Origin of the sequence: Micromonospora sp. CPCC 205546, from assembly GCF_036902715.1 — a bacterium.
Taxonomy (GTDB): Bacteria; Actinomycetota; Actinomycetes; order Mycobacteriales; family Micromonosporaceae; genus Micromonospora.
Genome location: NZ_JBAKHL010000037.1, coordinates 1 through 26205 on the forward strand (window position 1 = coordinate 1; position 26205 = coordinate 26205).

Consider the following 26205-nt stretch of genomic DNA (forward strand, 5'->3'; position numbering starts at 1 on the left):
GGCTCGCCGGCGCGCGGCGTGGGCACCCGCCGGCCCCGCCCGACGGGGGCGGCCGGCCGGGCGCCGGGGCCGACGTCGGCGCCGGGACGGCTGGGCTGATCAGGGGTGACGGAGGACATCGCGTCTACTCTGGCATGCCGGGCCGGCGGTGGCAGTCCGATACCGCCCCGCAGCGGCGACGAGTTCCGTGATCCACCATCTCCCGCCCCCGATCCGGTCTAGCCTCAGGCGCAGGGACGTGACCGAGGGTCGCGGCACCGACGCCCGGAGGAGAGCCGTGAACACTCCGTATCCGCCGCCCCCGCCACCGCCGTCCGCGGCCGGGCGTGACCGCACGGTGCTCTGGGGCGTGCTCGGCATCGTCGTCGGCCTGCTCTGCTGCGGCATCCTGGGGATCGTCTTCGGTTACCTGTCGATCCGCGACGCCAAGCGCTCCGGTCAGTCGCCCGTGCTCGGCTACCTGGCGATCGCGTTCGGCGTGCTCAACATCATCGGCAACGGCGTCCTCTGGGCCGGCGGCAACTACCCGCTCTACAACGACTGAGCTCACCGGCCACGACGACGGAGGGCCGACCGCGAACGGTCGGCCCTCCGGTCGTACGTCGGTCGGGGCTCAGCCCGCGGACATGATCTCCCGCATGAGCTTGGCGGTCTCGGTCGGGGTCTTGCCGACCTTGACGCCGACGGCCTCCAGCGCGTCCTTCTTGGCCTCGGCGGTGCCCGCCGAGCCGGAGATGATCGCGCCGGCGTGACCCATGGTCTTGCCGGGCGGAGCGGTGAAGCCGGCGATGTAGCCGACCACCGGCTTGGTCACGTTCGCCTTGATGAACTCGGCGGCCCGCTCCTCGGCGTCGCCGCCGATCTCACCGATCATCACGATCGCGTCGGTGTCCGGGTCCGCCTCGAACGCGGCGAGCGCGTCGATGTGGGTGGTGCCGATGATCGGGTCACCGCCGATGCCGACGCAGGTCGAGAACCCGATGTCGCGCAGCTCGTACATCATCTGGTAGGTCAGCGTGCCGCTCTTGCTGACCAGGCCGATGCGGCCGGCACCGGTGATGTCGGCCGGGATGATGCCGGCGTTGGAGGCGCCTGGCGACGCGATGCCCGGGCAGTTCGGCCCGATGATCCGGGTCCGCTCCCCCTTGGCGACGTTGTACGCCCAGAACGCGGCGGTGTCGTGCACCGGCACGCCCTCGGTGATCACCACGGCCAGGTCGATGCCGGCGTCGATCGCCTCGACGACCGCGCCCTTGGTGAACTGCGGCGGTACGAAGATCACGGTCACGTCCGCACCGGTCTGCGCCATCGCGTCCGCGACGTTGGCGAAGACCGGCAGCTCGGTGCCGTCGAAGTCGACCGTCTGGCCCGCCTTGCGCGGGTTGACGCCGCCGACGACGTTGGTGCCCGCGGCGAGCATCCGCCGGGTGTGCTTGGAACCCTCGGAACCGGTCATCCCCTGAACGATGACCTTCGAGTCCTTGGTCAGCCAGATAGCCATTGTCAGACCCCCGCAGCCGCCAGCTCGGCGGCCCGCTCGGCCGCGCCATCCATCGTGTCGACCCGCTGGACCAGCGGGTTGTTCGCGCCGTCGAGGATCGCCCGGCCGGCCTCGGCGTTGTTGCCGTCGAGGCGGACGACCAGCGGCTTGGTCACCTGCTCGCCGCGCTGCTCGAGCAGGGCCAGCGCCTGCACGATGCCGTTGGCGACCTCGTCGCAGGCGGTGATGCCGCCGAAGACGTTGACGAAGACGCTCTTCACCGACGGGTCGGACAGGACGATCTCCAGGCCGTTCGCCATCACGGCGGCGCTCGCGCCACCGCCGATGTCGAGGAAGTTGGCCGGCTTGACGCCACCGTGCCGCTCACCCGCGTACGCGACCACGTCGAGGGTCGACATGACCAGGCCGGCGCCGTTGCCGATGATGCCGACCTCGCCGTCGAGCTTGACGTAGTTGAGGTCCTTCTCCTTGGCGGCCTGCTCCAGCGGGTCCACCGCGGCCTGGTCGACCAGCGCCTCGTGGTCCGGGTGCCGGAACGCGGCGTTCTCGTCCAGGGTGATCTTGGCGTCGAGCAGCAGCAGCTTGCCCTCGCCGGTCTTGGCCAGCGGGTTCACCTCGACCAGCGTGGCGTCCTCGGCGACGAAGGCCTTCCACAGCCCCACGGCGGCCTCGACGACCTGGTCGGCGACCTCGGCCGGGAAGTTTGCCGCGGCGACGATCTCGCGCGCCTTCGCCTCGTCGACGCCGGTGTTGGCGTCGATCGGCGCCTTGACGACCTTCTCCGGGGTCTCGGCGGCGACCTGCTCGATGTCCATGCCGCCCGCGACGCTGGCGATGCAGAGGAAGGTGCGGTTGGCCCGGTCGAGCAGGTAGGAGAAGTAGTATTCCTCGGCCACGTCCGCGGTCACGGTGATCATGACCTTGTGGACGGTGTGGCCCTTGATGTCCATGCCGAGGATGTCGGTGGCGCGGGCCACCGTCTCCTCGGCGCCCTCGGCCAGCTTCACGCCGCCGGCCTTGCCTCGGCCACCGACCTTCACCTGCGCCTTGACGACCACCCGACCGCCGAGGCGTTCGGCGATCGCGCGGGCCTCCTCCGGGGTCGTGGCGACGCCGCCGGCGAGCACGGGCAAGCCGTGCCGCTCGAACAGGTCCCGCCCCTGGTACTCGTACAGGTCCACGTTTGCGCGTCCCGTCCCGTCTCCGCGGCGCGCCGTCGCGCCGCCACCAGCGTATGGAAAACAGTTTGACGCCTGTCATCACTTGAAACAGGCCATTGGGCGCAGCCTAGCGAGGTGGACACCGCCGGCAACCGAGCGGGTGCGCGTTGTGTGGTAATGCACAATCGGCGGCGTCGCGCGGCCTTTCCGCGAGTTCGACCCGATGTCAGCCGTCCGGGCGATGTTGCCGGCGGAACGTAACCCCTCCGTGAGGGCGTCGTTGAGTCAGGTGTCGGAGCGCTGAACGCGGCGCGGCGACGGGAGCGGCCGATGCCCTGTCGGTCGAGGGGTGGCGGCGGGGCATCGTGCATAGAGGGGCCGGACGTGTGAGGGGTGCGTCCGGCCCCTCCCCCTGTCCTGTGCCGGCCGTCGACCGGCCACGGCCCCGCGGCCCCCGCGTCAGAGTCAGCCCCCGCGTCGGGTCGGTCCTCGTGTCAGGTCGGTCCTCGTGTCAGGTCGGCCCGCGCGTCAGGCGACCGGCTGGGCGACGTTCTGCCGGACCCACTCCACGATCGACTGGGTGGTCGCACCCGGCGTGAAGATCTTGGCCACGCCGATCCGCTGCAACTCCGGCATGTCCGCCTCGGGGATGATGCCGCCGCCGAACACGACGATGTCGCGGGCGTCGCGCTCGCCGAGCAGCTCCACCACCCGCCGGAACAGCGTCATGTGCGCCCCCGACAGCACGGAGAGCCCGACCGCGTCGGCGTCCTCCTGGATCGCGGTCTCCACGATCTGTTCCGGGGTCTGGTGCAGGCCGGTGTAGATGACCTCCATGCCGGCGTCCCGCAGGGCACGCGCGACGACCTTTGCACCACGGTCGTGGCCGTCCAGGCCCGGCTTGGCGACGACGACCCGAACACGAGAGCTCATCAGCGCATCCCTTTCACCGGCTCCGCGGCTTCACTGAACGAACGGTAACCCGCCCGCCCCCGCCCGGGAAATCCGGGCGGCGAACCTCACCCGGCCGCCGCCCACGCCGGCACGCGTACGGCGCACCGTCGACCCGCGTACGGCGGATCGCGCCGGCGCGCGGCGTCAAGCCGGACGACTCCGCCGTTTGGTCACCGTGCGCGACGAACGGGCAGTTAGGGGGGCACCGTTTGAGGGGTACGAGCCATGACAATCACGGACGCAAAGGGACAGAACGCGGTAGCAATTCGGCGCTTCGGCTTGTGACGGGACAAGTGGTTGGCTAACGTGTCCACGGTTGTCATCAGGTCCACGGACGGGTGACGACGCGGCCAGGCGACGTTCACCGGAACTTCACGGGCGTCGAGGAAGTCGCTTCGGATCCCCGACAACGGAGGGTGTGCGTGCGCCAGCGCCTGTCGTCTGAGCCCGATCGATATCGCGGTCGTCGCCGCGTACCCACCCCCCCGCGGAGCCGCTACGCGGCGGTCGTCACCACCGCGTTCGTCGGCGCCGGCATCGTCGCGATCGGCGCGGGCGCCCTGCCGGACGCCAAGAGCGTCAGCCCGTCGGTCCTCGACGAGCTCAAGGCCGCCTCGACCATCAACCAGGACGCCGCGGCCCGTGCCGACGCCGCCGACCGCGCCAGCCGCGGCAACGAGCGGGGCGGGGCGGACGAGTCCGCCGAGTCCGACGTCTGGCTGCTCCCGCTGCAGGGCTACGAGTTCAACTCGCCCTACGGCATGCGCTGGGGCAAGCTGCACACCGGCGTCGACCTGGTCGCCGCCGAGGGCACGCCCTACGTCGCCATCCACGCGGGCACCGTCACGAAGGCCGGCTGGTTCGGCGGCTACGGCTACACGGTGATCGTCCGGCACGCCGACGGCAGCGAGGCGATCTACGGCCACTCCTCCGCGCTGAGCGTGAAGGAGGGGCAGCAGGTGAAGGCGGGCGACCAGCTCGGCCTCGTCGGCAACACCGGCCACTCCTACGGCTCCCACCTGCACCTCGAGGTGCATGTCAAGGGCGAGCCGCTCGACCCGGTGCCGTGGCTCAAGGACCGCGGAGTGGACATCAAGCTAGAAGTCGAGGCGTACTACAGCGAGTAACCACCCCTGACGCTGCGCATCGCCCGTCGACCGCCCGGATCTGCCGATCCGGGCGGTTTTTCGTGGGCGCCCCACACGGAAAGTGAGCTGGGCCACCTTCGCGACTGTGACCGGCGCCACCGGCCGGCATGATCACTTTCCCACGCGAAACAGCCCGAAGAGGGACACGACGGACAGCCGACGTCGTCCCGCGTCCGCCGCGACTCCGTGTCCATACCCGTCACGCGGCGTGGCGACACCAGTATTTCGAGGTCAAGTGCCCCCTCGATCAGTGAAGGTCCGCCGTGCAGGAAGACATTCGGAACGAGAACACCCCCGACGCCCCCGTCCGGCACCGCAGGCGGATCGGCGGCCGCGCCCGCGTGATCATCGCCGCGGCGGCCCTGGCCGGTCTCGGCCTCGGCGGCGCCGCCTTCGCCGCCTCCGGGGACGACGAGCCCTCCGTGCCGGCCGCCGCCGTGCAGACGCAGTCGCGCGCGGAGGCCGCCGACCGCGCCGACCGCTCCGCCCGCGAGACGACCGCCCCGCCCGCCCTCTCGGCGAGCCCGACGCCCAGCCCGACGAAGGCCAGCCCGCCGGCGAAGCCCAGCCCGAAGGCGACGACCGCCAAGCCGAAGCCGAAGCCGAAGAAGAGCAGCGCGCCGAAGCCCGGCTGGGTCATCCCGATGAAGGGCGCGGCGATCACCTCCTGCTACGGCCCGCGGTGGGGCACCCAGCACGCCGGCATCGACTTCGCGCTGCCCGCCGGCACCCCGGTCCGCGCCGCCTTCGGCGGCACCGTCACCAAGGCCGGCGACGTCGGCGACGGGTACGGCATCTCCGTCTTCGTCGACCACGGCAACGGCTACCTGACCCACTACGCCCACCTGAGCACGACCAAGGTGGGTGTGGGCGACAAGGTCGGCACCGGGCAGACCATCGGCCTGGAGGGGTCCACCGGCGACTCCACCGGCCCGCACCTGCACTTCGAGGTGCACCAGGGTCAGATGTGGAACCAGATCGACCCCGCGCCGTTCCTGCGCGCCCGGGGCATCGACGTGGCCTGCTGAGCCGTGGCCACGGCCCGGTCCGGCGTGCCGCCGGGTCGGGCCGTGGCCCGTCCGTGCGACCGCCGCACCCGGGTCGCCCCGCGACCGGCGGCGCCTCGGGTCAGAGCTTGTCGACCGGGGCGTGCCGGAGCACCAGCCACATCGTCTGGTCGCCGAAGTCGATCTGCGCCCGCGCGCCCGGACCGTGCCCCTCGACGGCGAGCACCCGGCCCAGCCCGTAGCGCTGGTGGTTGACCCGGTCGCCGACGGCGACCTTCGGCCCCTGCGGCAGCTCGCTCGCCGTGGTGAGGCGACTGGCGTCGACGCCCAGCCGCTTCGCCAGCTGCGCCGCCTTGGGCGTGCCGCCGTTGAAGCCCCCGCGCCCGCCGGGCACGCGGTCCGCGCGACCGCCCACGCCGCCGCCCCCGCCGGCCCACGAGGTGTACGACCCCTCGGTGCGCTCCCAGCGCACCAGCTCCGTCGGCAGCTCCTCCAGGAAGCGCGACGGCGGGTTGTAGGCCGGCTGCCCCCACGCCGAGCGGGTGACCGCCCGGGAGAGGTAGAGACGCTGGCGGGCCCGGGTGATGCCGACGTAGGCCAGCCGGCGCTCCTCCTCCAGCTCCCGGCTGTCGCCCAGCGAGCGCAGGTGCGGGAAGACCCCGTCCTCCAGGCCGGTCAGGAAGACCACCGGGAACTCCAGGCCCTTCGCGGTGTGCAGGGTCATCAGGGTGACCACGCCCTGGTGGTCCGGGTCGTCCGTCGGCACCTGGTCGGCGTCGGCGACCAGCGCGACCTGCTCCAGGAAGCCGGCCAGGGTCGCCCGCTCCCCCTCCTCGCCGATCGCCTCGATCCGCTCCGTGTACTCGCGGGCGACGCTGACCAGTTCCTGGAGGTTGTCGACCCGCCCCGCGTCCTGCGGGTCGAGGCTCTCCTCCAGCTCGGTGAGGTAGCCCGAGCGGGTCAGCAGCGCCTCCAGCACCTCCTCCGGGGTGCCCGTCTCGGCCAGCTCGCGGGCGCCGTCGAGCAGGGCGACGAAGTCGGCGATGCCGTTGGCCGCCCGGGTGGAGATGCCCGGGGCGTCCTTCGCCCGGCGCAGCGCCGCCCCGAAGGAGATCCGGTCGCGGCCGGACAGCGCCTCCACGCACGCCTCCGCCCGGTCGCCGATGCCCCGGCGGGGGGTGTTGAGGATCCGGCGCAGGCTGACCGTGTCGTCGTCGTTGACCACCGCGCGCAGGTAGGCCAGCGCGTCGCGGACCTCCTTGCGCTCGTAGAAGCGCACCCCGCCGACCACCTTGTAGGGCAGGCCGACCCGGATGAACACCTCCTCGAAGACCCGGGACTGGGCGTTGGTGCGGTAGAAGACGGCCACGTCGCCCGGGCGGGTCTCGTCGGCGTCGACCAGCCGGTCGATCTCGCGGGCCACCCAGTCGGCCTCGGCGTGCTCGGTGTCGGCCACGTAGCCGACGATCGGCTCGCCGGCGCCCGCCTCGCTCCACAACCGCTTCGGCTTGCGCGAGGTGTTCCGGTCGATCACCGCGTTGGCCGCGTTGAGGATGGTCTGGGTGGAGCGGTAGTTCTGCTCCAGCAGGATCGTGCGGGCGTCGCCGAAGTCGCGCTCGAACTCCAGGATGTTGCGGATCGTGGCGCCCCGGAACGCGTAGATCGACTGGTCGGCGTCGCCGACCACGCAGAGCTCCGCCGGCTCGATCCCCTCCGTGCCGGAGACCAGCTCCTTGATCAGCACGTACTGGGCGTGGTTGGTGTCCTGGTATTCGTCCACCAGCACGTGCCGGAACCGCCGGCGGTAGCTCTCCGCGACGTGCGGGTGGGACTGGAGCAGGTGCACCGTCGTCATGATCAGGTCGTCGAAGTCCAACGCGTGCGCCTCGCGCAGCCGCCGCTGGTAGAGCGTGTAGGCCTCGGCCAACGCCCGCTCGTTGGGCCCCTTCGCGCGGCCCGCGAACTCCTCCGGGTCGACCAGCTCGTTCTTCAGGTTGGAGACCTGGGCGGCCAGCCCGCGCGCCGGATAGCGCTTGGGGTCGAGATCCAGCTCCCGGGTGACCATCTGCATGAGCCGGCGCGAGTCGTCCGCGTCGTAGATCGAGAAGGTCGACTTCAGCCCGGCGTGCTCGTGCTCGGCGCGCAGGATGCGTACGCACGCGGAGTGGAACGTCGACACCCACATCAGCCGGGCGCGGGGCCCCACCAGATGGGCGACGCGCTCCTTCATCTCGCCGGCGGCCTTGTTGGTGAAGGTGATCGCGATGATCTCGCCGGGATGCACGTCCCGGGCGGCCAGCAGGTAGGCGATCCGGTGGGTGAGCACCCGGGTCTTGCCCGAGCCCGCACCGGCGACGATCAGCAGCGGCGAGCCGGCGTGGGTGACGGCGTCGCGCTGCGGCCCGTTCAGGCCCTCCACCAGGGCCTGCGGGTCGAGGTGGGCGGCCGCCGACCTGGGCCGGTGCGGCGAGGTCGGGGCGGGCGCCGGAGCGGGCGGGGACGCGGGGATGTCGAAGAGAGGATGCATCGCACGGCGAGTCTATGCCGCCGGACGGACACTTCCCGCCACGCACACCCCGGCCCCCGCGAGCCCGCTCCACGCTGCCCGCCCCGGCACGCGCGTCAGGGTCCCGTCCCCGCGCGGTCGAGACGAAGATGTCACCTTGTCGCGTCTGGTGCCGCCGTCCCCCATGCAGAACGATGACGGTGAAATCCGGCTCCTCCCCCGTAAACGACTGGGAGAACGACCATGACTCAGCCGCGTTCGCGCGGTCGGGCGGCGCTGCGCCATCTCGCCGCGCCCACCCTCGCGTTGGCCGTCATCGCCACGCTGTCCCCCGCTTCCCGGCCCGCGCCGGACCCCACCGACGACCGGGGGGCCGGCCTCACCCCCGTCGCGGTCTCCTACGCCGCCCCGACCGGCGGCGAGGTCAAGGGCAACTTCCTGAGCTACAACGACTTCCACGGCGCCATCGATCCGCCCGGCGGCAGCGGCGCGGCGGTCAACGGCACCCCCGCCGGCGGCGTGGAGTACCTCGCCACCTGGTTGAAGAGGCTGCGCGCCGAGGCCAGGGCCGAAGGGCGGAGCACGACCACCGTCGGGGCCGGCGACCTGATCGGCGCCACCCCGCTCGTCAGCGCCGCCTTCCACGACGAGCCGACCATCGAGCTCATGGACGAGATCGGCCTGGACGTCAGCTCCGTCGGCAACCACGAGTTCGACGAGGGCGTCGACGAGCTGATCCGGATCAACAAGGGCGGCTGCCACCCGGTGGACGGCTGCCAGGACGGGGACGGCTTCGCCGGCGCGAAGTTCACCTACCTGGCCGCCAACACCGTGAGCAGGAAGACCGGGCTGCCGATCCTGCCCCCGGTCGACGTGCGGTTCGTCAACGGCGTGCCGGTCGGCTTCGTCGGCGTGACCCTGGAGGGCACCCCGGGCATCGTCAACCCCGCCGGCATCACCTCCGTGAAGTTCACCGACGAGGTGGCGACCGCCAACAAGTGGGGCGGCCTGCTCAAGCTCTTCGGCGTCAAGGCGATGGTGCTGCTGGTGCACGAGGGCGGCGCCCAGTCGCCGCCGCCGGCCACCCCCGGCGTCTCCGACTGTGCCAACTTCTCCGGCCCGATCGTGGACATCGTCCGCGGCCTGCGGCCGGAGTTCGGGCTGGTCGTCTCCGGCCACACCCACCGCTTCTACGCCTGCTCCCTGCCGAACTCCTCGGGTGCGCGCAGCGTGGTGACCAGCGCCGGCAACAACGGCCAGCTCATCACCGACGTGGACTACTCGCTGGACCGGCGCACGGGCCGGTTCACCGGGATCACCGCCCGCAACGTCGTCGTCGAGAACGGCGTCCGCAACCCGGACGGCACCTGGCAGCAGAGCGCCCCGGGCACGTACGTGCGCAACCCCGACCTGGTGGACCCGGGTGCCAAGGCCCTGGCCGACAAGTACCGGGCGGCCGTCGCGCCCATCGCCAACCGGGTGGTGGGCCGGATCTCGGCCGACATCGTCCGCGACGCGCGCCCCAGCGGGGAGAGCCCGCTGGGTGACGTCATCGCCGACGCGCAACTCGCGTACACCCGCTCGAACGGGGCGCAGATCGCGCTGATGAACCCCGGCGGCATCCGGGCGTCCCTGCCGTACGCGGCCTCGGCCGGGGGCGAGGCGCCGGGCGAGATCACCTACGGCGAGGCGTTCACCGTCCAGCCGTTCAACAACCTGGTGGTCACCCAGACCCTCACCGGCGCGCAGCTGCGCAACGTGCTGGAGCAGCAGTTCGTGGGCTTCAACGGGCAGACCACCCAGCGCATCCTGCAGGTCTCGGCCGGGCTGACCTACTCCTACGACAGCACCGCCCCGGTGGGCTCGCGGGTGAGCGCCCTGGCGTTCGAGGGCGCCCCGGTCGACCCGGCCGCGAGCTACCGGGTCACCACGAACGACTTCCTGGCCAACGGCGGGGACGGCTTCACCGAGTTGCAGGCCGGCACCGACCGGGCCACCGCCCCGGGCTTCGACGTCGACGCGCTCATCGCCCACCTGGGCGCCGGCGGGCCGGTCGCCCCCGGAGCGGCCGACCGCATCACCCGCCTCGGCTGAGGTGCGGGCGGTCCCGGCGTCACGACGGCGCCGGGACCGCCCGTCCGGGCACGGGTTAGGCCGAATCCTTGCGCGGGCCGGCCGAAGGTCGGCATACTCGACGACATGTTCGGTCAGCGCTTCTACTTTTACTACGGCACCGGGAGTCCGGCAGCCGTAGGTCGCGCCTGATCGACCAGACCTACGAGAAAGCCCCGGGCTCCTGGAGCCCGGGGCTTTCTCGTCCCGGGATCCGGGCACCGGGCACCTGACGGCGAGGGGTACCCGATGATGACAGACGTGGTGGAGTCCAACGGCAGCCTGACACGACCCGAGGCGGGCCGGCCCGGCCCCGACGCCCCGGGGTCCCCGGTAGACGCGCCGAAAGGCACCGACGACGTCAGGCCGGAGGCGCGCACCGGCACTCCGGAGCCGACCGCGGCAGCCCGGATCGTCGAGATCCGGGAGCGCATCGACGAGATCGACCGGGCACTGATCGAGCTGTGGCAGGAACGGGCCCGGCTCTCCCAGGAGGTGGGGGTGACCCGGATGGCCTCGGGCGGCACCCGGCTGGTGCTGTCCCGGGAACGGGAGATCCTGGAGCGCTTCCGGGTCGCCCTCGGCGCCGACGGCACGCAACTCGCGCTGCTGCTGCTCCGCGCCGGCCGCGGCCCCTTGTGACGCGTACGCCGACGCGGCCCCCGGCTGGACGGATGCCGCTTGGGCCCGGTGACGACCGCCGCACCCGCACCGGGCGACCCCGCGTCACGTGCACCGGTGCCGGGTCGGCCCGGCGCGGTCCCGGCAGGCCGGGCACGGTCGGGAAGCCCGCGCGGTCCCGGCCGGAACCCGGCGTGGTCCCGGGGACGGTCAGGCGCGGTCCCGGAAACGACGGAACCGCCTGCCGTCGTCACGATGACGTCGGCAGGCGGTCCCGTGCGGGTCACGCCTCGTGCGTCTGCACGATCTCGCGCTTCTCCGCGAAGTGGCAGGCGCTCGGGTGGTCCGAGCCCGGACGGATCTCCAGCAGCGGGACCTGCTCGGCGCAGACGTCCTGCGCCTTCCAGCACCGGGTCCGGAACCGGCAGCCCGACGGCGGGCTCACCGGCGACGGCACGTCGCCGGTGAGGCGGATGATCGCCTTGTTGTCCCGGACGGTCGGATCCGGCACCGGCACGGCCGAGAGCAGCGCCTGGGTGTACGGGTGGGTCGGCCGCTCGTAGATCTCGTCCTCGGTGCCGATCTCCGCGATCTTGCCGAGGTACATCACCGCGACCCGGTCCGACAGGTGCCGGACCACCGACAGGTCGTGCGCGATGAAGATGTACGACAGGCCGAACTCGCCCTGCAGCTTCTCCAGCAGGTTCATCACCTGGGCCTGGATCGACACGTCCAGGGCGCTGACCGGCTCGTCGCAGACGATGATCTCGGGCCGCAGGGCGAGCGCCCGGGCGATGCCGATGCGCTGCCGCTGACCGCCGGAGAACTGGTGCGGGTACCGGTGGATGTGCTCCGGGTTGAGGCCCACCAGGTCGAGGAGTTCCTTGACCTTGTCCCGACGGCTGGCCTTCGGCGCCACCTCCGGGTGGATCTCGAACGGCTCCCCGATCAGGTCGCCGACCGTCATCCGCGGGTTCAGCGACGTGTACGGGTCCTGCATCACCAACTGGATCTGCCGGCGCAGCCGCCGCAGCGCCGGGCCGGAGAGCTTGGAGATGTCCTGGCCCTTGTAGTGCACGCTGCCGCCGGTCGGCTTCTCCAGGTTCATCAGGACCCGGGCCAGCGTCGACTTGCCGCAGCCCGACTCACCGACCACACCCAGGGTCTCGCCGGCCTTGAGCTCGAAGGAGACCCCGTCGACCGCCTTGACGTGACCGATGGTCTTCTTGAACACCACGCCCCGGGTCACGGGATAGTGCTTGACCAGGTCACGGACCTCGAGGATGTTCTCAGTCACGGTTCACCAGCTCCTCGGCGAAGTGGCAGGCACTGGCCCGGCCGGAGGCGACCTGCAGCAGCGGCGGGACCTTCTCCCGGCAGACCGGCTGCGCCATGGGGCAACGCGGGTTGAACGGGCAGCCCGGCGGGATGTTCATCAGGTTCGGCGGGAGGCCCTTGATCGTCCGGAGCTCCTGCCCCTTCTCGTCGAGTCGCGGGATCGAGTTGATCAGGCCGATCGTGTACGGGTGCGCCGGCTTGGCGTACAGGTCGTAGACGTTGGCTTCCTCGACGATCCGGCCCGCGTACATGACCGCGATCCGGTCCGCGACGTCGGCGACCACGCCGAGGTCGTGGGTGATCAGGATCAGACCCATCTGCCGCTCGCGCTGGAGCTCGGCGAGCAGGTCCATGATCTGCGCCTGCACCGTGACGTCGAGCGCGGTGGTCGGCTCGTCCGCGATCAGCACCTCCGGGTCCAGGGCGAGCGACATCGCGATCATCGCGCGCTGCCGCATGCCGCCCGAGAACTGGTGCGGGTAGCTGCCGAACCGGCCCTTGGCGTTCGGGATCTTGACCTGGTCGAGCATCTCGATCGCGCGCTTCTTGGCGTCGGAGCGGCTCATGCCGCGCCGCACCCGGAACTGCTCGGCGATCTGGAACCCGACGGTGAAGACCGGGTTCAGCGCCGAGAGCGCGTCCTGGAAGATCATCGCGATGCCCTCGCCGCGGATGCGGCGCCGCTCCTCGAAGGACATGCTGAGCATGTCCTTGCCGTGGAAGCGGACCTGGCCGCCGGTGACGAAGCCGGGCGGCGTGTCGAGGATGCCCATGACGGTCTGCGCGGTGACGCTCTTACCGGAGCCGGACTCGCCGAGCACGGCGAGGGTCTCCCCCGCGTCGACGTGGTACGTGACCCCGTTGATGACCTTGGCGACGCCGTCGCGGGTGCGGAACTCCACCCGGAGGTCGTCGACCTCGAGCAACCTGCCCGAGGGGCGGCCGGACGCACCGGCCGCGGACTGCTCGGACACCAGAATGTCGGACAACTGAATCTCCCCTAGCGGAGTTTCGGATCGAGGGCCTCGCGGACCGCCTCACCGAGCATCACGAAGCTCAGCACTGCGGTGACGAGGAACGCGGCGGGGAAGAAGAGCAGGTACGGCGCGACACGCAGGAGGTTCTGCGCCTCGTTGATCATGATGCCCCAGGAGACGACCGGGCTCTTCAGACCGACGCCCAGGAAGGACAGCGTCGCCTCGGCGCCGATGTAGGAGCCGACCAGGATCGTCCCGTAGACCAGCAGCGGTGCGAGGCAGTTCGGCAGCAGGTGCTTCAGGATGATCCGTCCGGTGCCGGCGCCCAACGCCCGGGCGGCGACGATGTAGTCCGCCTCCTTGGTGGCCAGCACCGAGGAACGCATCAGCCGCATCACGACCGGCCAGCCCAGCACGATCAGGGAGATGCTCACCAGAGCCATGATCTCCGCCTTGCTGTTGCTCGTGCCCGACCCGTTGAAGGTGGTCAGGATCACGATGGCGCCCAGCACGAACGGCAGTCCGAAGAAGACGTCGGCGATGCGGGAGAGCAGCGCGTCCACCCAGCCACCCCGGTAGCCCGCGATGATCCCCATCGCGCCGCCGAAGAGCAGCACGCCGACCACCGAGAGCAGGGACACCACGATGGACGCGCGGGCGCCGTAGATCACCCGGGCGAAGACGTCGCGGCCCTGGAAGTCGTAGCCGAACCAGGCCTGCGACGACGGGCCGACGAGGCTGTTCTGCAGGTTGCCGTTCTCCGGGTCGCCGGAGGTGAACAGCGAGGGGAAGACGGTCATCAGCAGGAAGATGAAGATGAACGCCGCGGAGATCCAGAACAGCGGCTTGCGGCGCAGGTCGCGCCAGGCGTCGCCGAGCAGGCCGCGCGGCTTCTCCTTGCGGGCGTTCTCCGGCAGACCCGCGTTGGTCGGCGCGCCGATCTCGTCGGGAGCCTGCGCGGGCGGCGTGCTGACGATCGAGGCGGAACTCGGGTCACTCATGCCCGCACCTCGCTCCGCTCGGCGCGGGCACGAGTGCCCGCGGACGCTGCAATGACGATTCGTTCACTGCGCTCACTCATAGCGGATCCTCGGGTCCAGGGCGGCGTAGAGCAGGTCGACCAGCAGGTTCATCAGCAGGTAGACGAGCACCAGGACCACCACGATGGAGACAACGGTAGCGCTCTCCTTGGTAATGATCGCGCGGAAGACCTGTCGGCCGATCCCGTTGACCTGGAAGATGCCCTCGGTGACGATGGCCCCGCCCATCAGGGCGCCGAGGTCGGTGCCGAGCAGGGTCACCACGGGGATGAGCGAGTTGCGCAGCAGGTGCACCCCGACCACCCGGCGCATCGGCAGCCCCTTGGCGATCGCCGTGCGGACGTAGTCGGCGCGGCGGTTCTCCGCGATGCTCGTCCGGGCCAGCCGGGCGATGTACGCCATCGAGGCGCTGCCCAGCACGAAGCCGGGGACGATCAGTTCGGACAGTCGCATCTCGTTGGAGACCGTCGGCTTGACGATGCCCCACTGCACGCCGAGCAGCCACTGGGCCACGAAGCCGATGACGAAGATCGGCAGCGCGATCAGGAAGAGCGTGGAGACCAGGACCAGGTTGTCCAGGAAGCCGTTGCGGCGCAGGCCGGTGAGCACGCCCGCGGTGAGGCCGATGACCGCCTCGATGGTGAGCGCCACCAGGGCCAGCTTCAGCGTGTTCGGGTACGACGTGGCGATGATGTCGCCGATCTCCCGGCCGCCGAAGGTCTGCCCGAAGTCACCCTGGAACAGGTTCTGCATGTAGTTGCCGTACTGCACGAGCAGCGGCTCGTCGAGCTTGAACTTCTCCGTCATCATGTTGACGAAGCTGTCGGGGCAGGGACGCTCGCCGCACTTGCCCGCGAACGGATCACCGGGCACCGACCACACGAGCCAGTAGATCAGGAACGTCGTCCCGATGAAGACCGGAACGAGTTGGAGTAGCCGTCTCAACAGATAACGGCCCATGGGGTGGTCCTCCAGACGGGGGGCGCGCGTCGGACGGCCGACACGGGGACGACAGACGTGGTGAGGAGCGTGGTGACACCCCTCACGGAACGGCCCGGGTCGGGCCCACCGGTAGGTGAGCCCGACCCGGGGTCAGACCGTTCGGATCAGAGCTCGACCGAGGTGAGGTCAAGCTCTCCGACGTTGGAGAGCTGGATCTTCTTGATCTTCTCCGAGTGGCCGGACTGCTGGCCACCGAAGTACACCGGGACCGTGGGGACGTCCTGGTCGATCAGGGCGACCGCCTCGGCGTACTTGGCGTGCGCGGCCTCCAGGCTCGGCGCGGCGGCGGCTTCCTTGGCCAGCGCGTCGACCTGCGGGTTGCTGTACTTGCCGTCGTTCGAGGAACCGCCGGTCACGTACAGCGGGCCAATCCAGTTCTCGACGTCCGGGTAGTCCTGCTGCCAGCCGGCGCGGTACATGCCGGTCATCTTGCCGGCGTTGATGTTCTGGCGGAACACCGCGAAGGTCGGGACACCCTCGGCGCGAGCGTTGATGCCGAGGTTCGTCTTGACCTGCTGCGCGACGGCCTCCATCCACTCCTTGTGGCTGGCGTCGGCGTTGTAGTACATGACCAGCTCGCCGGGGAAGCCGCCGGCCTCGGCGAGGAGCTTCTTGGCTTCCTCGACGTTGAACTGGCAGGAGGTGCAGTTGCCCGCCTTGGCGCCCGGGGTCAGCGGGTTGGCCCAGCTGTCGGCCGGCTTGCGGTTACCGAAGAAGATCTTGTCGCTGATCTCCTGGCGGTTGATCGACATCGAGATCGCCTTGCGCAGCTTGGCGTTCTGGAAGCGCTTGTCGTAGATCGGGAAGGCGATGATGCCGGTCGACGGCGTGACGGAGGCGATGCCCCGGTCGCCCAGGTCGGTCTTCCACTTGTCGCCCGCGAGCGCGGAGACCGGGACCTGCTGCTGGAAGTCCAGGTTGCCGGCGAGCAGGTCGTTGTACGCCGCCGTGTCGTCCTGGTACATCTTGACGGTGACGTCCTTGATCTTCATCTTGTCGTTCAAGGAGTACTCGTCGAAGCGCGTCAGCTTGATCTGGACGTCGTCTTCCCACGACACGAACTTGACCGGGCCGTTGCCGATCGGCTTCTTGCCGAACGCCTCGGCGCCCTGGCTGAAGAACGCGTCCGGCAGCGGCATGAAGGTGCTGTAGCCGAGCTTGGTCGGGAACACGGCGGTCGGCGCCTCGAGGGTGACCTCGAAGGTGAACTCGTCGACGACCTTCAGGCCGGACATCTCCTTGGCCTTCGGCTCCGGGGCCTTCTGCGGGCCCTCGGCGCCGTCCGGGTCCTCGGTGTGGACGTCGGCGAAGCCCTGGATGTCGGAGAAGAAGCTGCCGTTCTGCGCGCCGTTCGGCGAGTAGGCGCCCCAGTTCCAGGCGTCGACGAAGTTCTTGGCCTTGACGACGGTGCCGTCGTGGAACTTCGTGTCCTTCTTGATCTTGATCGTGTAGACCTTGGAGTCGGTCGTCTCGATCGACTCGGCGACCGCGTTGCGCGGGGCGCTGCCGTCGTTCGGGTACTCGACCAGACCGGTCCAGATCCAGTCGATGATCGCCCCACCACCGGTCTCGGTGGTGTTCGCCGGGACCAGGCCGACCTCCGGCTGAGTGCCGTCGATGGTGATGGCGCCGTCGGCGCTCGCGCCGGCGTCCCCGCCGTCGCTGTCACTGCTCGAGCAACCGGACGCGACGAGCGCGAAAGCCGCGCCCAGCGCGACCGCGCTGCCTGCCCGCTTCGAGACTCTCATTCCGAGGGGCCTCCTCTTTCTGAACCTGGATCCGTCGTGGGTTTCACGCACGTATGGGGTGACACGTCCGGCAACCCGCGGGGCGGGAGCCGGTTTCACCGCAGTGAATTCGGGACAAGAATGATGTACCGATCCGCCGGGCCACCTCGCCCGCCGCTCGGCACCGCGCACACGAGACACCACGGAGCGCCGTCGAGAGGCGGGCCCGTGGTCGTCAGGCCGTACGGAGTGCCTCACATGAGGGGTGAGGTGCTGCCACTGTGACACCCACCGGCCCGTTCCGTGAAGGTGCCGTTATCAAGCCGTTAGTTGGTCGCCACGTTGCCGATACTTGAAAAAAGATCATGATGTACGCCGGAAATACCGCTCTGAGCAGGAAAGACACGGTTCGGCAGGGCTGCCCACCGGAGCGCGTACACAGCGGCTGTGACCTTCCCCGCGTCCGCTCCGGCACGGTTCGGCGCCGTCCGGGCGTTGGCCGTTTTTGCCCATCCGGAGGATGCCGGCGTCGGCTTTGCGGCCACCTTCCTCGCCCGGGTGGACGAGGGCGATCGATGTCGTACGCCTGCTCGTCGCCCGAACGGACTCCGGCGGTCGGTCGATCTCCGCGTGCCGGGACGCAGACCGGGGAGGGTGGAGCAGCGAACGGCCCCGGCACCGCGCGGGGCGGTACCGGGGCCGTGGAGCGGGCGTCGATCAGGCCGTGAAGCGCAGCTTGCGACGGCGGAACAGCAGCACGGCGACCGCGCCGGCGGCCAGCAGCGCCACGCCGGCGGCGATCGAGGCGGCGATCGGAGAACCGGTCAGCGGCAGGTCACCACCGTTGCTCGCGGGCGACGTCGACGGGGCCGGGCTCTCCACCGGGGCGGTCGGCGACGGCGACTCCGCGGGGGTGCTCGGCGACGGCGACTCCGCCGGCGCGCTCGGCGACGGCGACTCGGTCGGGGCGGCGGTGAACGCGGCCTCGGCCTTGGCGGTCACAGTGGCGCCGGTGCTGCCACCGAGGATCAGCTTCTGCGCGGCGCGCTCGCCGGTGAAGAGGAACACCCGGCCGAACGAGACCGAGTCCTGGGCGGAAACGGTCACCTTCACCTCGCCGGCGCCGTCGGCGACCAGCCAGAACTGCCCACCGTTGGTGGTCTTGGTGACCGGCTTGCCCTCGGCGTCGACCGCCGAGCCGCCGTCGGCCGCGACGGTGATCTCGCCCGCCGGGCCCTTGACGGTGAAGGGGCCGGCCTTCTCGCCGACGGTGGCCTTGGCGCTGGTCGGGTCGACGCTCAGCTCGGCCTTCGGCTCGGGCTGGTCGGTGGCGTTGTTGACCAGGTAGTCGTGGACCTTCTTGACCACGTCGTACTGCTTCTTGCCGAGCAGCTTCGAGTTGTCGACCCAGTCACCCAGCTTGACGCCGTCACTGAAGTTCCAGATGGCGGTCTGGGTGCCGAAGTAGAGCAGCTTGTCGAGGTCGGCCTTCTCCGGGGCGGTGGCGCCGGCGGCGGACAGCAGCTTGGCGGAGTCGGCGTTCGGGTAGCCGTGGGTCAGCACCCACTGCACCTTGCCGAGGTTCTTCACCTGGGACTCGTCCCAGGTGCCCTCCTTGTACTTGCCGTCGATCGCCACGTTGGTGTGGTAGTCGATGCAGAAGGCGGGCACGAGCTTTCCGTCGATCTTGAGCGCCAGGGCACTGGTGCTCTTCGGCTGCCCGTTGAGCATGAGCGTGACGTTGCTGCCCTTGACCGACTTGGCCACGCCGATCTTGTCGGCGGCGGCGGCCGGCGCCGTCGCGCCCAGTGCCAGCGCGCCACCGGCGACGGTCGCCAGGGCGATCCGCGCCCAGCGCCGTCCTCGTTGTCCGAACATCAGATTCGTGCACCTCTCCCCAGGGGTGACCCGCGCGCGGCGGGTTGCGTGAAGCCGCCGTTCCCGCGGGATGCGCACCACCCGCACGCGAGAACGCGACGGGGCATTATGTGACGGAAGTTGATCGCTTGTCAGCCCCCGCCCGCCACATTCGCCACTTGCGTCCCAAATGACGGGGAAAAGAAATGGATCACACGAGCCGTCGGTCGGCCGCCCAACGGGACAACTCATACCTGTTGGACATCTGGAGCTTGCGCAGCACGTTCGACACGTGGGTCTCCACCGTCTTGATGGAGATGTAGAGCTCCTTGGCGATCTCCTTGTACGCGTACCCCCGGGCGAGCAGCCGCAGCACCTCGCGCTCGCGGTTGGTGAGCTGGTCCAGCTCGGGGTCGGCCACCGGGGCGTCGGGTCGGGCCGCGAACGCGTCCAGCACGAACCCCGCCAACCGGGGACTGAACACCGCGTCGCCGTCGGCGACCCGGCGGACCGCGGCGGCCAACTCCTCCGGGGAGATCGTCTTCGTGACGTAGCCCCGCGCGCCGGCCCGGATCAGCCCGATCACGTCCTCCGCGGCGTCCGAGACGCTCAGCGCCAGGAACTTGACCTGCGGATGGGTACGCCGCATCGCCTCCAGCACCGCCCGGCCGCCGCCGTCGGGCATGTGCACGTCGAGCAGCACCACGTCGGGCAGCGTGGCGGCGATCCGGGTGACCGCCTCGCCGACGGTGCTCGCCTCGCCGACCACCTCGACGTGCGCGCCCAGCTCGGCGCGGACGCCCGCGCGGAACATGGCGTGGTCGTCGACGAGGAAGACCCGCAGCCGCTCGGCGCGGGCAGCCGCCCCCTCGACCGGTTCCATCGACTGCTCGGTCATCACTTGTCCCTTTCCGCCGTTGCCGGGTCGCGGGTGATCGGCAGGATCAGCCGGACCTCGGTCCCTTCCCCCGGCCCGGAGCGGATCTCCGCCCGGCCGCCGTGCCGCTTCATCCGCCCGACGATCGAGCCCCGGACCCCGTGCCGGTGATCCTCCACCGTATCCGGGTCGAAGCCCTTCCCCCGGTCCCGGACGAAGGCGCTGACCTGGTCGGGCTCGACCTCGGCGTAGAGCGAGACGGTCTCCACCCCCGCGTGTCGGGCGGCGTTCACCAGCGCCTCGCGCGCGGCGGCCACCAGCGCGCCGACCCGCTCGTCGGTCTCCCGGTCGCCCACCACCACCGCCTCCACCGTGATGGCGAACGTGTCCTCGACCTCGGCGGCGGCCTGCTCCAGTGCGGCGGCGAACCGCTCGGAGGGCGAGCCGGTGGGCTTGTAGAGCCAGTTGCGCAGCGAACGTTCCTGCCCGCGGGCGAGCCGCTGGACGGTCTTCACGTCGCTCGCGTTGCGCTGGATCAGGGCCAGGGTGTGCAGCACCTGGTCGTGCACCATCGCGGCCAGCTCGGCCCGCTCCTGCTCCCGGATGCGCCCCTCGCGCTCCGACCGGAGCTGGTTGTACGTCCGCCACAGCACCGGCGCGGCCACCACGCCCACCCCGGCGAGGCCGACCAGGGCGAAGATCACGCCGTTGAGCACGGCGTCGAAGTTCTGCGCCGGGGAGTAGACCGCGGCGACGCCGATGATGCCGACCGCGACCAGCACCCCGCCGCCGATGAACCGGAGCACGAAGGCCCGCCGGTCGTTCTCCTCCACCACCGCGCCCAGCCAGGGCACCGGCATGGAGTCGCCCCACTGCCGCCGACGCTCCGGAGCCGACTGGTGCCAGATCACCCCGGCGCCGACCGCGATGATCGCGACCAGCCAGCCGGCGGTGCCCGTCGCGCCGATCGAGTCGAAGACCATCACCTGCACCAGCAGCACGCCGAGGCCGATCGCCACGAACGGCAGGAGCTGGGCGACGTCCCTGCGGGGCGGTACGGCGGTGTCGCCCGGACGCAGCGGCACGACCGCCCAGAAGGCCGCGTAGAGCAGCAGGCCCAGCCCGCTCAAACCCAGCAGCACCATGAAGGCGACCCGCACCCGCAGCACCGAGATGCCGAGATGGTCGGCGATGCCGGCGGCCACCCCCGCAGCCATCCGGTGCTCCGGGGCGCGGTAGAGGCGGGGTGGCTGGGTCACGGCGCTGATCGGAGACTCCCTGTTCGCGGCGGGTACGGCGCGGACGACGGTTCGTCGGCGGCGCCGCGTCGATCGTCACACGACGCGGCGCCCCCCGACCACGGGGACGCCCCCGACATTCGGGCCACCGGGATCTCAGGGTGGGGTCAGGGTCGCCTCCTGAGGCCGTCCGGCGGGTCGGGGCAGCAGGATCGAGGCATGACCGAGGAAGCTGCCCAGTCCGCCACCCCCGGGGCGGCACAGCCGGGTGGGCCACCCCCCACCGCGACACCGCCCGGCGGCTCCACCACGCCGCCGCCCGTGGCCGCGCCGGCCGCGGGCGCGACGCCACCGCCCGGCCCCGGACCCGGAGCGCAGCCGTCGTTCGGCGGAGCCGGCTTCACCTCGCGGTACGGGCTGGTGCGCCCCCGCGAGGGCCGTTACCTGGCCGGCGTCTGCGCGGCGATCGGCCGGGCCACCAACACCGACCCGGTCCTCTGGCGGGTGCTGCTGGCGGTGCTCGGCTTCTTCGGCGGCATCGGCATCCTGATCTACGTCACCGCCTGGCTGATCATTCCGGGCGAGGGGGACAGCGCCTCTCCCGTCGAGTCCATGCTGGGTCGGGGCCGGTCCAGCATGTCCCCCGTCACCGTGATCGTGCTGAGCATCCTGGTCGCGATCAGTTTCGGCTACATCGTCACGGACGCGTTCCGGGCGGTGCTGCTCGGCGCCACCATCCTGATCGGCGGCGCGCTGCTGCTCAACCGCGACCACAGGGGCGGCCAGGGCGCGCCGGTCGACCCCGTACCGCCCGTTGCGCCCACCGCCCCGCCCGGGCCGGTGCCGCCGGTCGGCCATCCCGCCCCGGCCGCGTACGCGGTCCCGCCGACCGTGGCCGTGGCTCCCGGGGCGGGCCCGGTCACCGTCCCGCCGGCGACCGTCGCCCACACCGCCTGGAGCGCTCCGGTCCCCGGCCGACCCGCCGAGCCGACCACCGAGCTGCCCGCCTGGCCGCCGGCCGCCCCGGTCCCGCCGGCCCGCCCCGCCGCGGGTACGCCGACCGTCGGCTGGCCGCCGGTCCCGCCCACCTCCGGCTGGCCCGCCCCGGCCTCGGGCTGGCCCGCCGCGACCTCGGGGGCGCCGGCCCACCCGGTGCCCGCGCCGTTGCCCCCGTCCTACCGGCCCCCGTTCGCCCCGCACGGCCCGTACGCCGGGCAGACCGTCGTGCCGCCCCCGCCTTCGCCGCCGAAGCCGCGGGTGAAGCCGCCGAAGCGACCGCGCGAGCGCTCCCCCCTCGGCGCGGTGACGTTCTCGCTGATCTTCCTCGCCCTGGGCGTGGTCGCCGTGGTCGACCTGCTGGACGTCTCCGACGTCGGGGCGTCGGCGTACTTCGCGGCCACCCTGGCCACCATCGGGCTCGGCCTGCTGGTGGGCACCTGGTTCGGGCGGGCCCGCTGGCTGATCGCGCTCGGTGTGGTGGCCGCCGCCGCGCTCGGGGTGGCCACCGTGGCCGAGTCCTACGACCGGATCCGGGGCGTCGACGGCAACGTCACCTGGGCACCCACCGACCACCGTGACCTCGCGCTGCGGTACGAGAACAGCTTCGGTGACACGGTGCTGGACCTGCGCGCGATCGACTTCGACAAGAAGAACACCGAGATCACCGTCTCCGTCAACTTCGGCGAGTGCACGGTGGTGGTGCCCCCGAACGTCGACGTCACCACCGTGGCCGACGTCAACGCCGGCGACGCGGTCGTCTTCGGCAAGCGCTCCGGCGGGCTCGCCGGGGAGCTGCGGGAGACCACCGACCTGGGGGCGGACGGCCCGGGCGGCGGGACGTTGCGGCTCTACGTCCACGTCAACGCCGGCAACCTGGAGGTGACCCGATGAGGGCCCATCGCACCGACATCGTGTCGTTCGCCTTCGGGCTGATCTTCCTCGGCCTCGCCGCGTGGTGGCTGCTCGCGCAGTTGCTCGGGCTCGCCCTCCCGCCGGTCGGCTGGTTCCTGGCCGGCGCGCTGATCCTGATCGGCCTGCTGGGCCTGGTGGGCGCGTTACGCTCCGGGCGGTCCGCCGGCACCTCCCCGCCCGCCGGCGCCGCCCACGACACCGGCCGCGACGACGCCGGCTCCGACGACGCCCCTGACGCGGTCGAGCCCGCTTCCACCCCGCCGGCCCCGCAGCCTGCGGGCCGGGCACCGGACCGGCAGGGCACCGAGATCGACCCGACCCGCCCGGACCTCGACCGGCCGACACCGGCCGACGAGCCGACGGCGTGGGGCGGCCGGCGCTCCGACTGGGGCGAGCGCTCCGACTGGGGCAGGCGGTCCGAGTGGGACGTGTCCGCGCCCACGACCGGCGCACCGACGCCGGGCGGACCGGCCATCGGCACGACGCCGGGCGCACCGACGCCGGACGGGCCGGCCATCGGCGCGACACCGGGCGGACCGACGCCGGGCGGACCGGCCATCGGCACGACGCCGGGCGCACCGACGCCGGGCGGACCGGCCATCGGCGCGACACCGGGCGAACCGACGCCGGGCGGGTCGGCGACCGGCGACCGGCTCCCGGTGGCAGCCGACGAGTGGCCGACGGAGGCCGTCACCGACGTCCGGCCCGAGGCCGTCGGGGATCGCGCCGCCGACGTGGACGGCGTCGTTTCTGGGCGGGACGACGGACCGCAGGCCGGGGACGAGCGGGCGCGCGGCTGACCACAGCGGTGCGGCCGGCGCCGGCGGCGGCCTATGCTGGCCGTGGAGAACTCGCCTCCGCCGGCCGGCCCGCGCCGACCTGGCCGCCGCGCCGGCCGGACCGCGCCGCCGTGGCGGTCCCGCCGCGATTCCCGTCTCTACCCCGTCAGGAGTCCGTCCGACATGACGCAGTCCCCCGCCGTGCGCACCTCCGGCCGGTCCGGTCCGGTCCGCATCGGCGAGCGAGCCGCCCGTACCCTCGTCTCCGAGCTCGCCCGGATCAACGACCCGAAGGCCGCGCTGCTGGTCGGCGCGACGCCGGAGTCCGCGGTGCTGGCCGCGGCGATCGACGCGCTGCTGCCCGGCGACACCCTCACCCTGGTGCCCTCCGCGGCGGCCACCCCGGCGGCCCTGCGGGAACACGTCACCGCGCAGGGACGCTGGGTGGCCGACCGGGTCCGCGTGGTCGACACCCTCGCCGAGGCCGAGCCCGCCGCCGTGGTCGTCGCCGGGGAGCCGTTCACCGGCACCGCCGAGGAGACCCGCGCCGCCGTCGAGGGCCTGACCAAGTACCTGACCGACGGCGCGGTGCTGAGTGTGGCCACGACCGCCACGCCGGGACGCACCGGGGGCGCGGCCGTCGAGCTGGACCGGCAGGGCGCGCTGTACGGCGTCGGCGCCGACCTGGTGCTGCGCAACACGCCGCCGCTGCGGGTGCACCGGCTCCGCTACACCCCGGCCGACGCCGCCTCGGCCGCCCGGATGGCCCCGGCGTACCGCCCGTCCAGCGTTCCGCTGACCCGCGGCATGCACATCGACTCCAACGGGGTGGCCGCCGCCGGCATCGCGCTGGGCCTGGCCGCGGTGGCCAGGGTGAGCCGGCCCGGCTCGAAGCTCTGGCTGCTGCCGGCCCTGGCCGCAGCCCCGGTGGCCGCCTTCTTCCGGGACCCGGAGCGCGACGTGCCGGAGGACCCGTCGGCGGTGGTCGCCTCGGCCGACGGCCGGGTGCTGTCCGTGCAGCGGCTGCACGACGAGCGCTTCGGCGCGGGCGAGTGGCTGCGGATCGCGGTCTTCCTGTCGGTGCTGGACGTGCACGTCAACCGCGCCCCGGTGGCCGGCAAGGTGGTCGACTACTTCGTCGCCGACGGCGGCTTCGCCAACGCGATGAAGCCGGCGGCCGAGCACAACGTGGCCGCGTACACGGTGCTCGACACCGCGCACGGCACGGTGGTCGTGGCGCAGCGCACCGGCCTGATCGCGCGGCGGATCGTGCAGCGCGCCCCGATCGGCGCGCTCCTGGCCCGGGGTGAGCGCTTCGGCCTGATCCGGTTCGGCTCGCGCACCGACATCTACCTGCCCGCGGACGCGGCGGAGCCGCTGGTCGGGCCCGGGGACAAGGTCGTCGGGGGCTCGAGCATCATCGCCCGCTGGCACTGAGCGCCCCGAGGGACGACACGAAGAAGGGGCGCCGCGGTCCGCGGCGCCCCTTCTCGCGTACGTGCCTCAGGCGGTGCGACGCTGACGCAGCCAGAGCACCGGGCCGCTGACCAGGTAGCCGACCACGATCAGGGCGAAGGTGAGCCGGATGTCGATCAGCGCGCCGATAACCGGGGCGAGCCACAGCCACGGCGGCAGCTTCAGCAGCCGGGCGAGCTTGGCGTAGGGGAAGCTGGAGACCATGGCGAAGGCGAGCAGCGCCACCCCGGCCACCAGGACGATGCCCGGCACGGGCAGCCCGATGGCCACGGTCAGGGCGAGCACGGCGGCCGCCATCGTGGTGGGCACGCCGCAGAAGAACCGCCCGTCCTTCGGCGAGACGTTGAACCGGGCGAGCCGGACCGCCGCGCACGCCGCGACGAGGGCACAGGCCACCGCGGCGGCCGGCGTGGAGACCGAGCCGGCCAGCGAGGCGTAGACCACCACCGGGGCGGCGAGGCCGAACGAGCACATGTCGGCCAGCGAGTCCATCTGCGCGCCGAACGGGCTGGCCACGCCGAACTTGCGGGCGAGCGCGCCGTCGAGGCCGTCGAAGACGACGCAGGCGATCAGGCAGAGCGCGGCGACGCGTACCTCACCCTGCATGGCCAGGAAGATGGCCAGCATGCCGAGCATCAGGCTGCTGAGGGTGCAGGCGTTGACCACCGCGAACTTCATCCGCCGGGCGACCGTCCGCTCGCCGGGGAGCAGCGGGATCGACATCCCCGACTCGTCGACCGGGGTCGTCGGGCCGAGGGCGGGGCTGACCGGGACGATCGAGGCGACCTCGGCGCGCTCTACCGGCGTCAACCCGTAGCGGCGGCGCGGCCGGTCGACGTAGCGGTGCTCGGACGTCGCCAGGTCGCTGCCGCCGCGCAGGTCACCGTCGCGGCGCCCGACCCGGACCAGCAGTACCTGTCGGGCGAGCGTGCTGCTGCGGCGCAACGGGCCCGCCCAGCGACGCCCTGCGGGAC

20 protein-coding genes and 1 pseudogene are annotated in these 26205 nt (G+C 71.9%); 8 read left to right on the forward strand and 13 right to left on the reverse strand.

Annotated features, from left to right (window positions below):
* The first annotated feature begins 277 nt into the window (after positions 1 to 277).
* Entirely contained in the window at positions 278 to 544 is a 267-nt protein-coding gene (locus V6U77_RS18100) for a DUF4190 domain-containing protein (RefSeq protein ID WP_334607512.1), read from the forward strand.
* A gap of 69 nt (positions 545 to 613) precedes the next feature.
* On the opposite strand, the gene sucD is transcribed toward V6U77_RS18100, so the two are convergent.
* From sucD to V6U77_RS18115, 3 genes are all read right to left on the reverse strand, one after another.
* A complete protein-coding gene (gene sucD, locus V6U77_RS18105) occupies positions 614 to 1501 on the reverse strand; it encodes a succinate--CoA ligase subunit alpha (RefSeq protein WP_334607513.1) in 888 nt (295 codons plus the stop codon).
* Between the two features lie 2 nt (positions 1502 to 1503).
* Entirely contained in the window at positions 1504 to 2682 is a 1179-nt protein-coding gene (sucC, locus tag V6U77_RS18110) for an ADP-forming succinate--CoA ligase subunit beta (RefSeq protein ID WP_334607514.1), read from the reverse strand.
* A gap of 507 nt (positions 2683 to 3189) precedes the next feature.
* Positions 3190 to 3594 carry a cobalamin B12-binding domain-containing protein gene (locus tag V6U77_RS18115; RefSeq protein ID WP_334607515.1) on the reverse strand — a complete coding sequence of 135 codons (405 nt, stop codon included), beginning with the start codon at positions 3592 to 3594 and terminating at the stop codon, positions 3190 to 3192.
* A gap of 443 nt (positions 3595 to 4037) precedes the next feature.
* Here V6U77_RS18115 and V6U77_RS18120 point away from each other — a divergent pair, with 443 nt between their 5' ends.
* Positions 4038 to 4742: a M23 family metallopeptidase gene (locus tag V6U77_RS18120; RefSeq protein WP_334607516.1), complete on the forward strand. Its 705-nt coding sequence runs from the start codon at positions 4038 to 4040 to the stop codon at positions 4740 to 4742.
* Positions 4743 to 5026: 284 nt separating this feature from the next.
* Positions 5027 to 5791, forward strand: a complete 765-nt coding sequence (locus tag V6U77_RS18125) for a M23 family metallopeptidase (protein ID WP_334607517.1) — start codon at positions 5027 to 5029, stop codon at positions 5789 to 5791.
* Between the two features lie 100 nt (positions 5792 to 5891).
* Here V6U77_RS18125 and pcrA read toward each other — a convergent pair whose 3' ends face one another.
* On the reverse strand, positions 5892 to 8297 hold the full coding sequence (gene pcrA, locus V6U77_RS18130) for a DNA helicase PcrA (RefSeq protein ID WP_334607518.1): 2406 nt from the start codon (positions 8295 to 8297) through the stop codon (positions 5892 to 5894).
* Between the two features lie 222 nt (positions 8298 to 8519).
* Here pcrA and V6U77_RS18135 point away from each other — a divergent pair, with 222 nt between their 5' ends.
* Together V6U77_RS18135 and V6U77_RS18140 are read left to right on the forward strand one after the other, a co-directional pair.
* On the forward strand, positions 8520 to 10370 hold the full coding sequence (locus V6U77_RS18135; RefSeq protein WP_334607519.1) for a bifunctional metallophosphatase/5'-nucleotidase: 1851 nt from the start codon (positions 8520 to 8522) through the stop codon (positions 10368 to 10370).
* 267 nt (positions 10371 to 10637) lie between these two features.
* Positions 10638 to 11030: a chorismate mutase gene (locus V6U77_RS18140; protein WP_334607520.1), complete on the forward strand. Its 393-nt coding sequence runs from the start codon at positions 10638 to 10640 to the stop codon at positions 11028 to 11030.
* Between the two features lie 262 nt (positions 11031 to 11292).
* Here V6U77_RS18140 and V6U77_RS18145 read toward each other — a convergent pair whose 3' ends face one another.
* The 8 genes from V6U77_RS18145 to V6U77_RS18180 form a co-directional block, all read right to left on the reverse strand.
* Positions 11293 to 12306, reverse strand: a complete 1014-nt coding sequence (locus tag V6U77_RS18145) for an ABC transporter ATP-binding protein (protein ID WP_334607521.1) — start codon at positions 12304 to 12306, stop codon at positions 11293 to 11295.
* Positions 12299 to 13321 carry an ABC transporter ATP-binding protein gene (locus V6U77_RS18150; protein WP_334607567.1) on the reverse strand — a complete coding sequence of 341 codons (1023 nt, stop codon included), beginning with the start codon at positions 13319 to 13321 and terminating at the stop codon, positions 12299 to 12301. Before V6U77_RS18150 ends, V6U77_RS18145 begins: the two co-directional genes overlap by 8 nt.
* 26 nt (positions 13322 to 13347) lie before the next feature.
* On the reverse strand, positions 13348 to 14325 hold the full coding sequence (locus tag V6U77_RS18155) for an ABC transporter permease (protein ID WP_334607522.1): 978 nt from the start codon (positions 14323 to 14325) through the stop codon (positions 13348 to 13350).
* A gap of 72 nt (positions 14326 to 14397) precedes the next feature.
* The gene (locus V6U77_RS18160) at positions 14398 to 15324 is read right to left on the reverse strand and encodes an ABC transporter permease (protein ID WP_334607523.1); all 927 of its coding nucleotides are present in this window, start codon (positions 15322 to 15324) and stop codon (positions 14398 to 14400) included.
* A 146-nt stretch (positions 15325 to 15470) separates the two neighbouring features.
* The gene (locus V6U77_RS18165; protein WP_334607524.1) at positions 15471 to 17114 is read right to left on the reverse strand and encodes a peptide ABC transporter substrate-binding protein; all 1644 of its coding nucleotides are present in this window, start codon (positions 17112 to 17114) and stop codon (positions 15471 to 15473) included.
* A 696-nt stretch (positions 17115 to 17810) separates the two neighbouring features.
* The gene (locus tag V6U77_RS18170; protein ID WP_334607525.1) at positions 17811 to 18971 is read right to left on the reverse strand and encodes a thioester domain-containing protein; all 1161 of its coding nucleotides are present in this window, start codon (positions 18969 to 18971) and stop codon (positions 17811 to 17813) included.
* Between the two features lie 190 nt (positions 18972 to 19161).
* Positions 19162 to 19848, reverse strand: a complete 687-nt coding sequence (locus V6U77_RS18175; RefSeq protein ID WP_334607526.1) for a response regulator transcription factor — start codon at positions 19846 to 19848, stop codon at positions 19162 to 19164.
* Positions 19848 to 21086, reverse strand: a complete 1239-nt coding sequence (locus V6U77_RS18180; protein WP_334607527.1) for a PspC domain-containing protein — start codon at positions 21084 to 21086, stop codon at positions 19848 to 19850. Before V6U77_RS18180 ends, V6U77_RS18175 begins: the two co-directional genes overlap by 1 nt.
* A gap of 198 nt (positions 21087 to 21284) precedes the next feature.
* On the opposite strand from V6U77_RS18180, the gene V6U77_RS18185 reads away from it, so the two are divergent.
* The 3 genes and pseudogenes from V6U77_RS18185 to V6U77_RS18195 all read left to right on the forward strand — a co-directional run bounded on the left by V6U77_RS18185 (position 21285) and on the right by V6U77_RS18195 (position 25192).
* A complete protein-coding gene (locus tag V6U77_RS18185) occupies positions 21285 to 22955 on the forward strand; it encodes a PspC domain-containing protein (protein ID WP_334607528.1) in 1671 nt (556 codons plus the stop codon).
* Positions 22952 to 23179, forward strand: a pseudogene (locus V6U77_RS18190) (hypothetical protein); the annotation flags it as partial. The gene V6U77_RS18185 and the pseudogene V6U77_RS18190, both read left to right, overlap by 4 nt.
* Before the next feature lie 759 nt (positions 23180 to 23938).
* Positions 23939 to 25192, forward strand: coding sequence for a phosphatidylserine decarboxylase (locus V6U77_RS18195; protein WP_334607529.1), 1254 nt, complete (start codon positions 23939 to 23941; stop codon positions 25190 to 25192).
* A gap of 66 nt (positions 25193 to 25258) precedes the next feature.
* Here the strand turns inward: V6U77_RS18195 and V6U77_RS18200 are convergent, their stop codons facing one another.
* Positions 25259 to 26176, reverse strand: coding sequence for a CDP-alcohol phosphatidyltransferase family protein (locus V6U77_RS18200; protein WP_334607530.1), 918 nt, complete (start codon positions 26174 to 26176; stop codon positions 25259 to 25261).
* Positions 26177 to 26205: the final 29 nt, after the last annotated feature.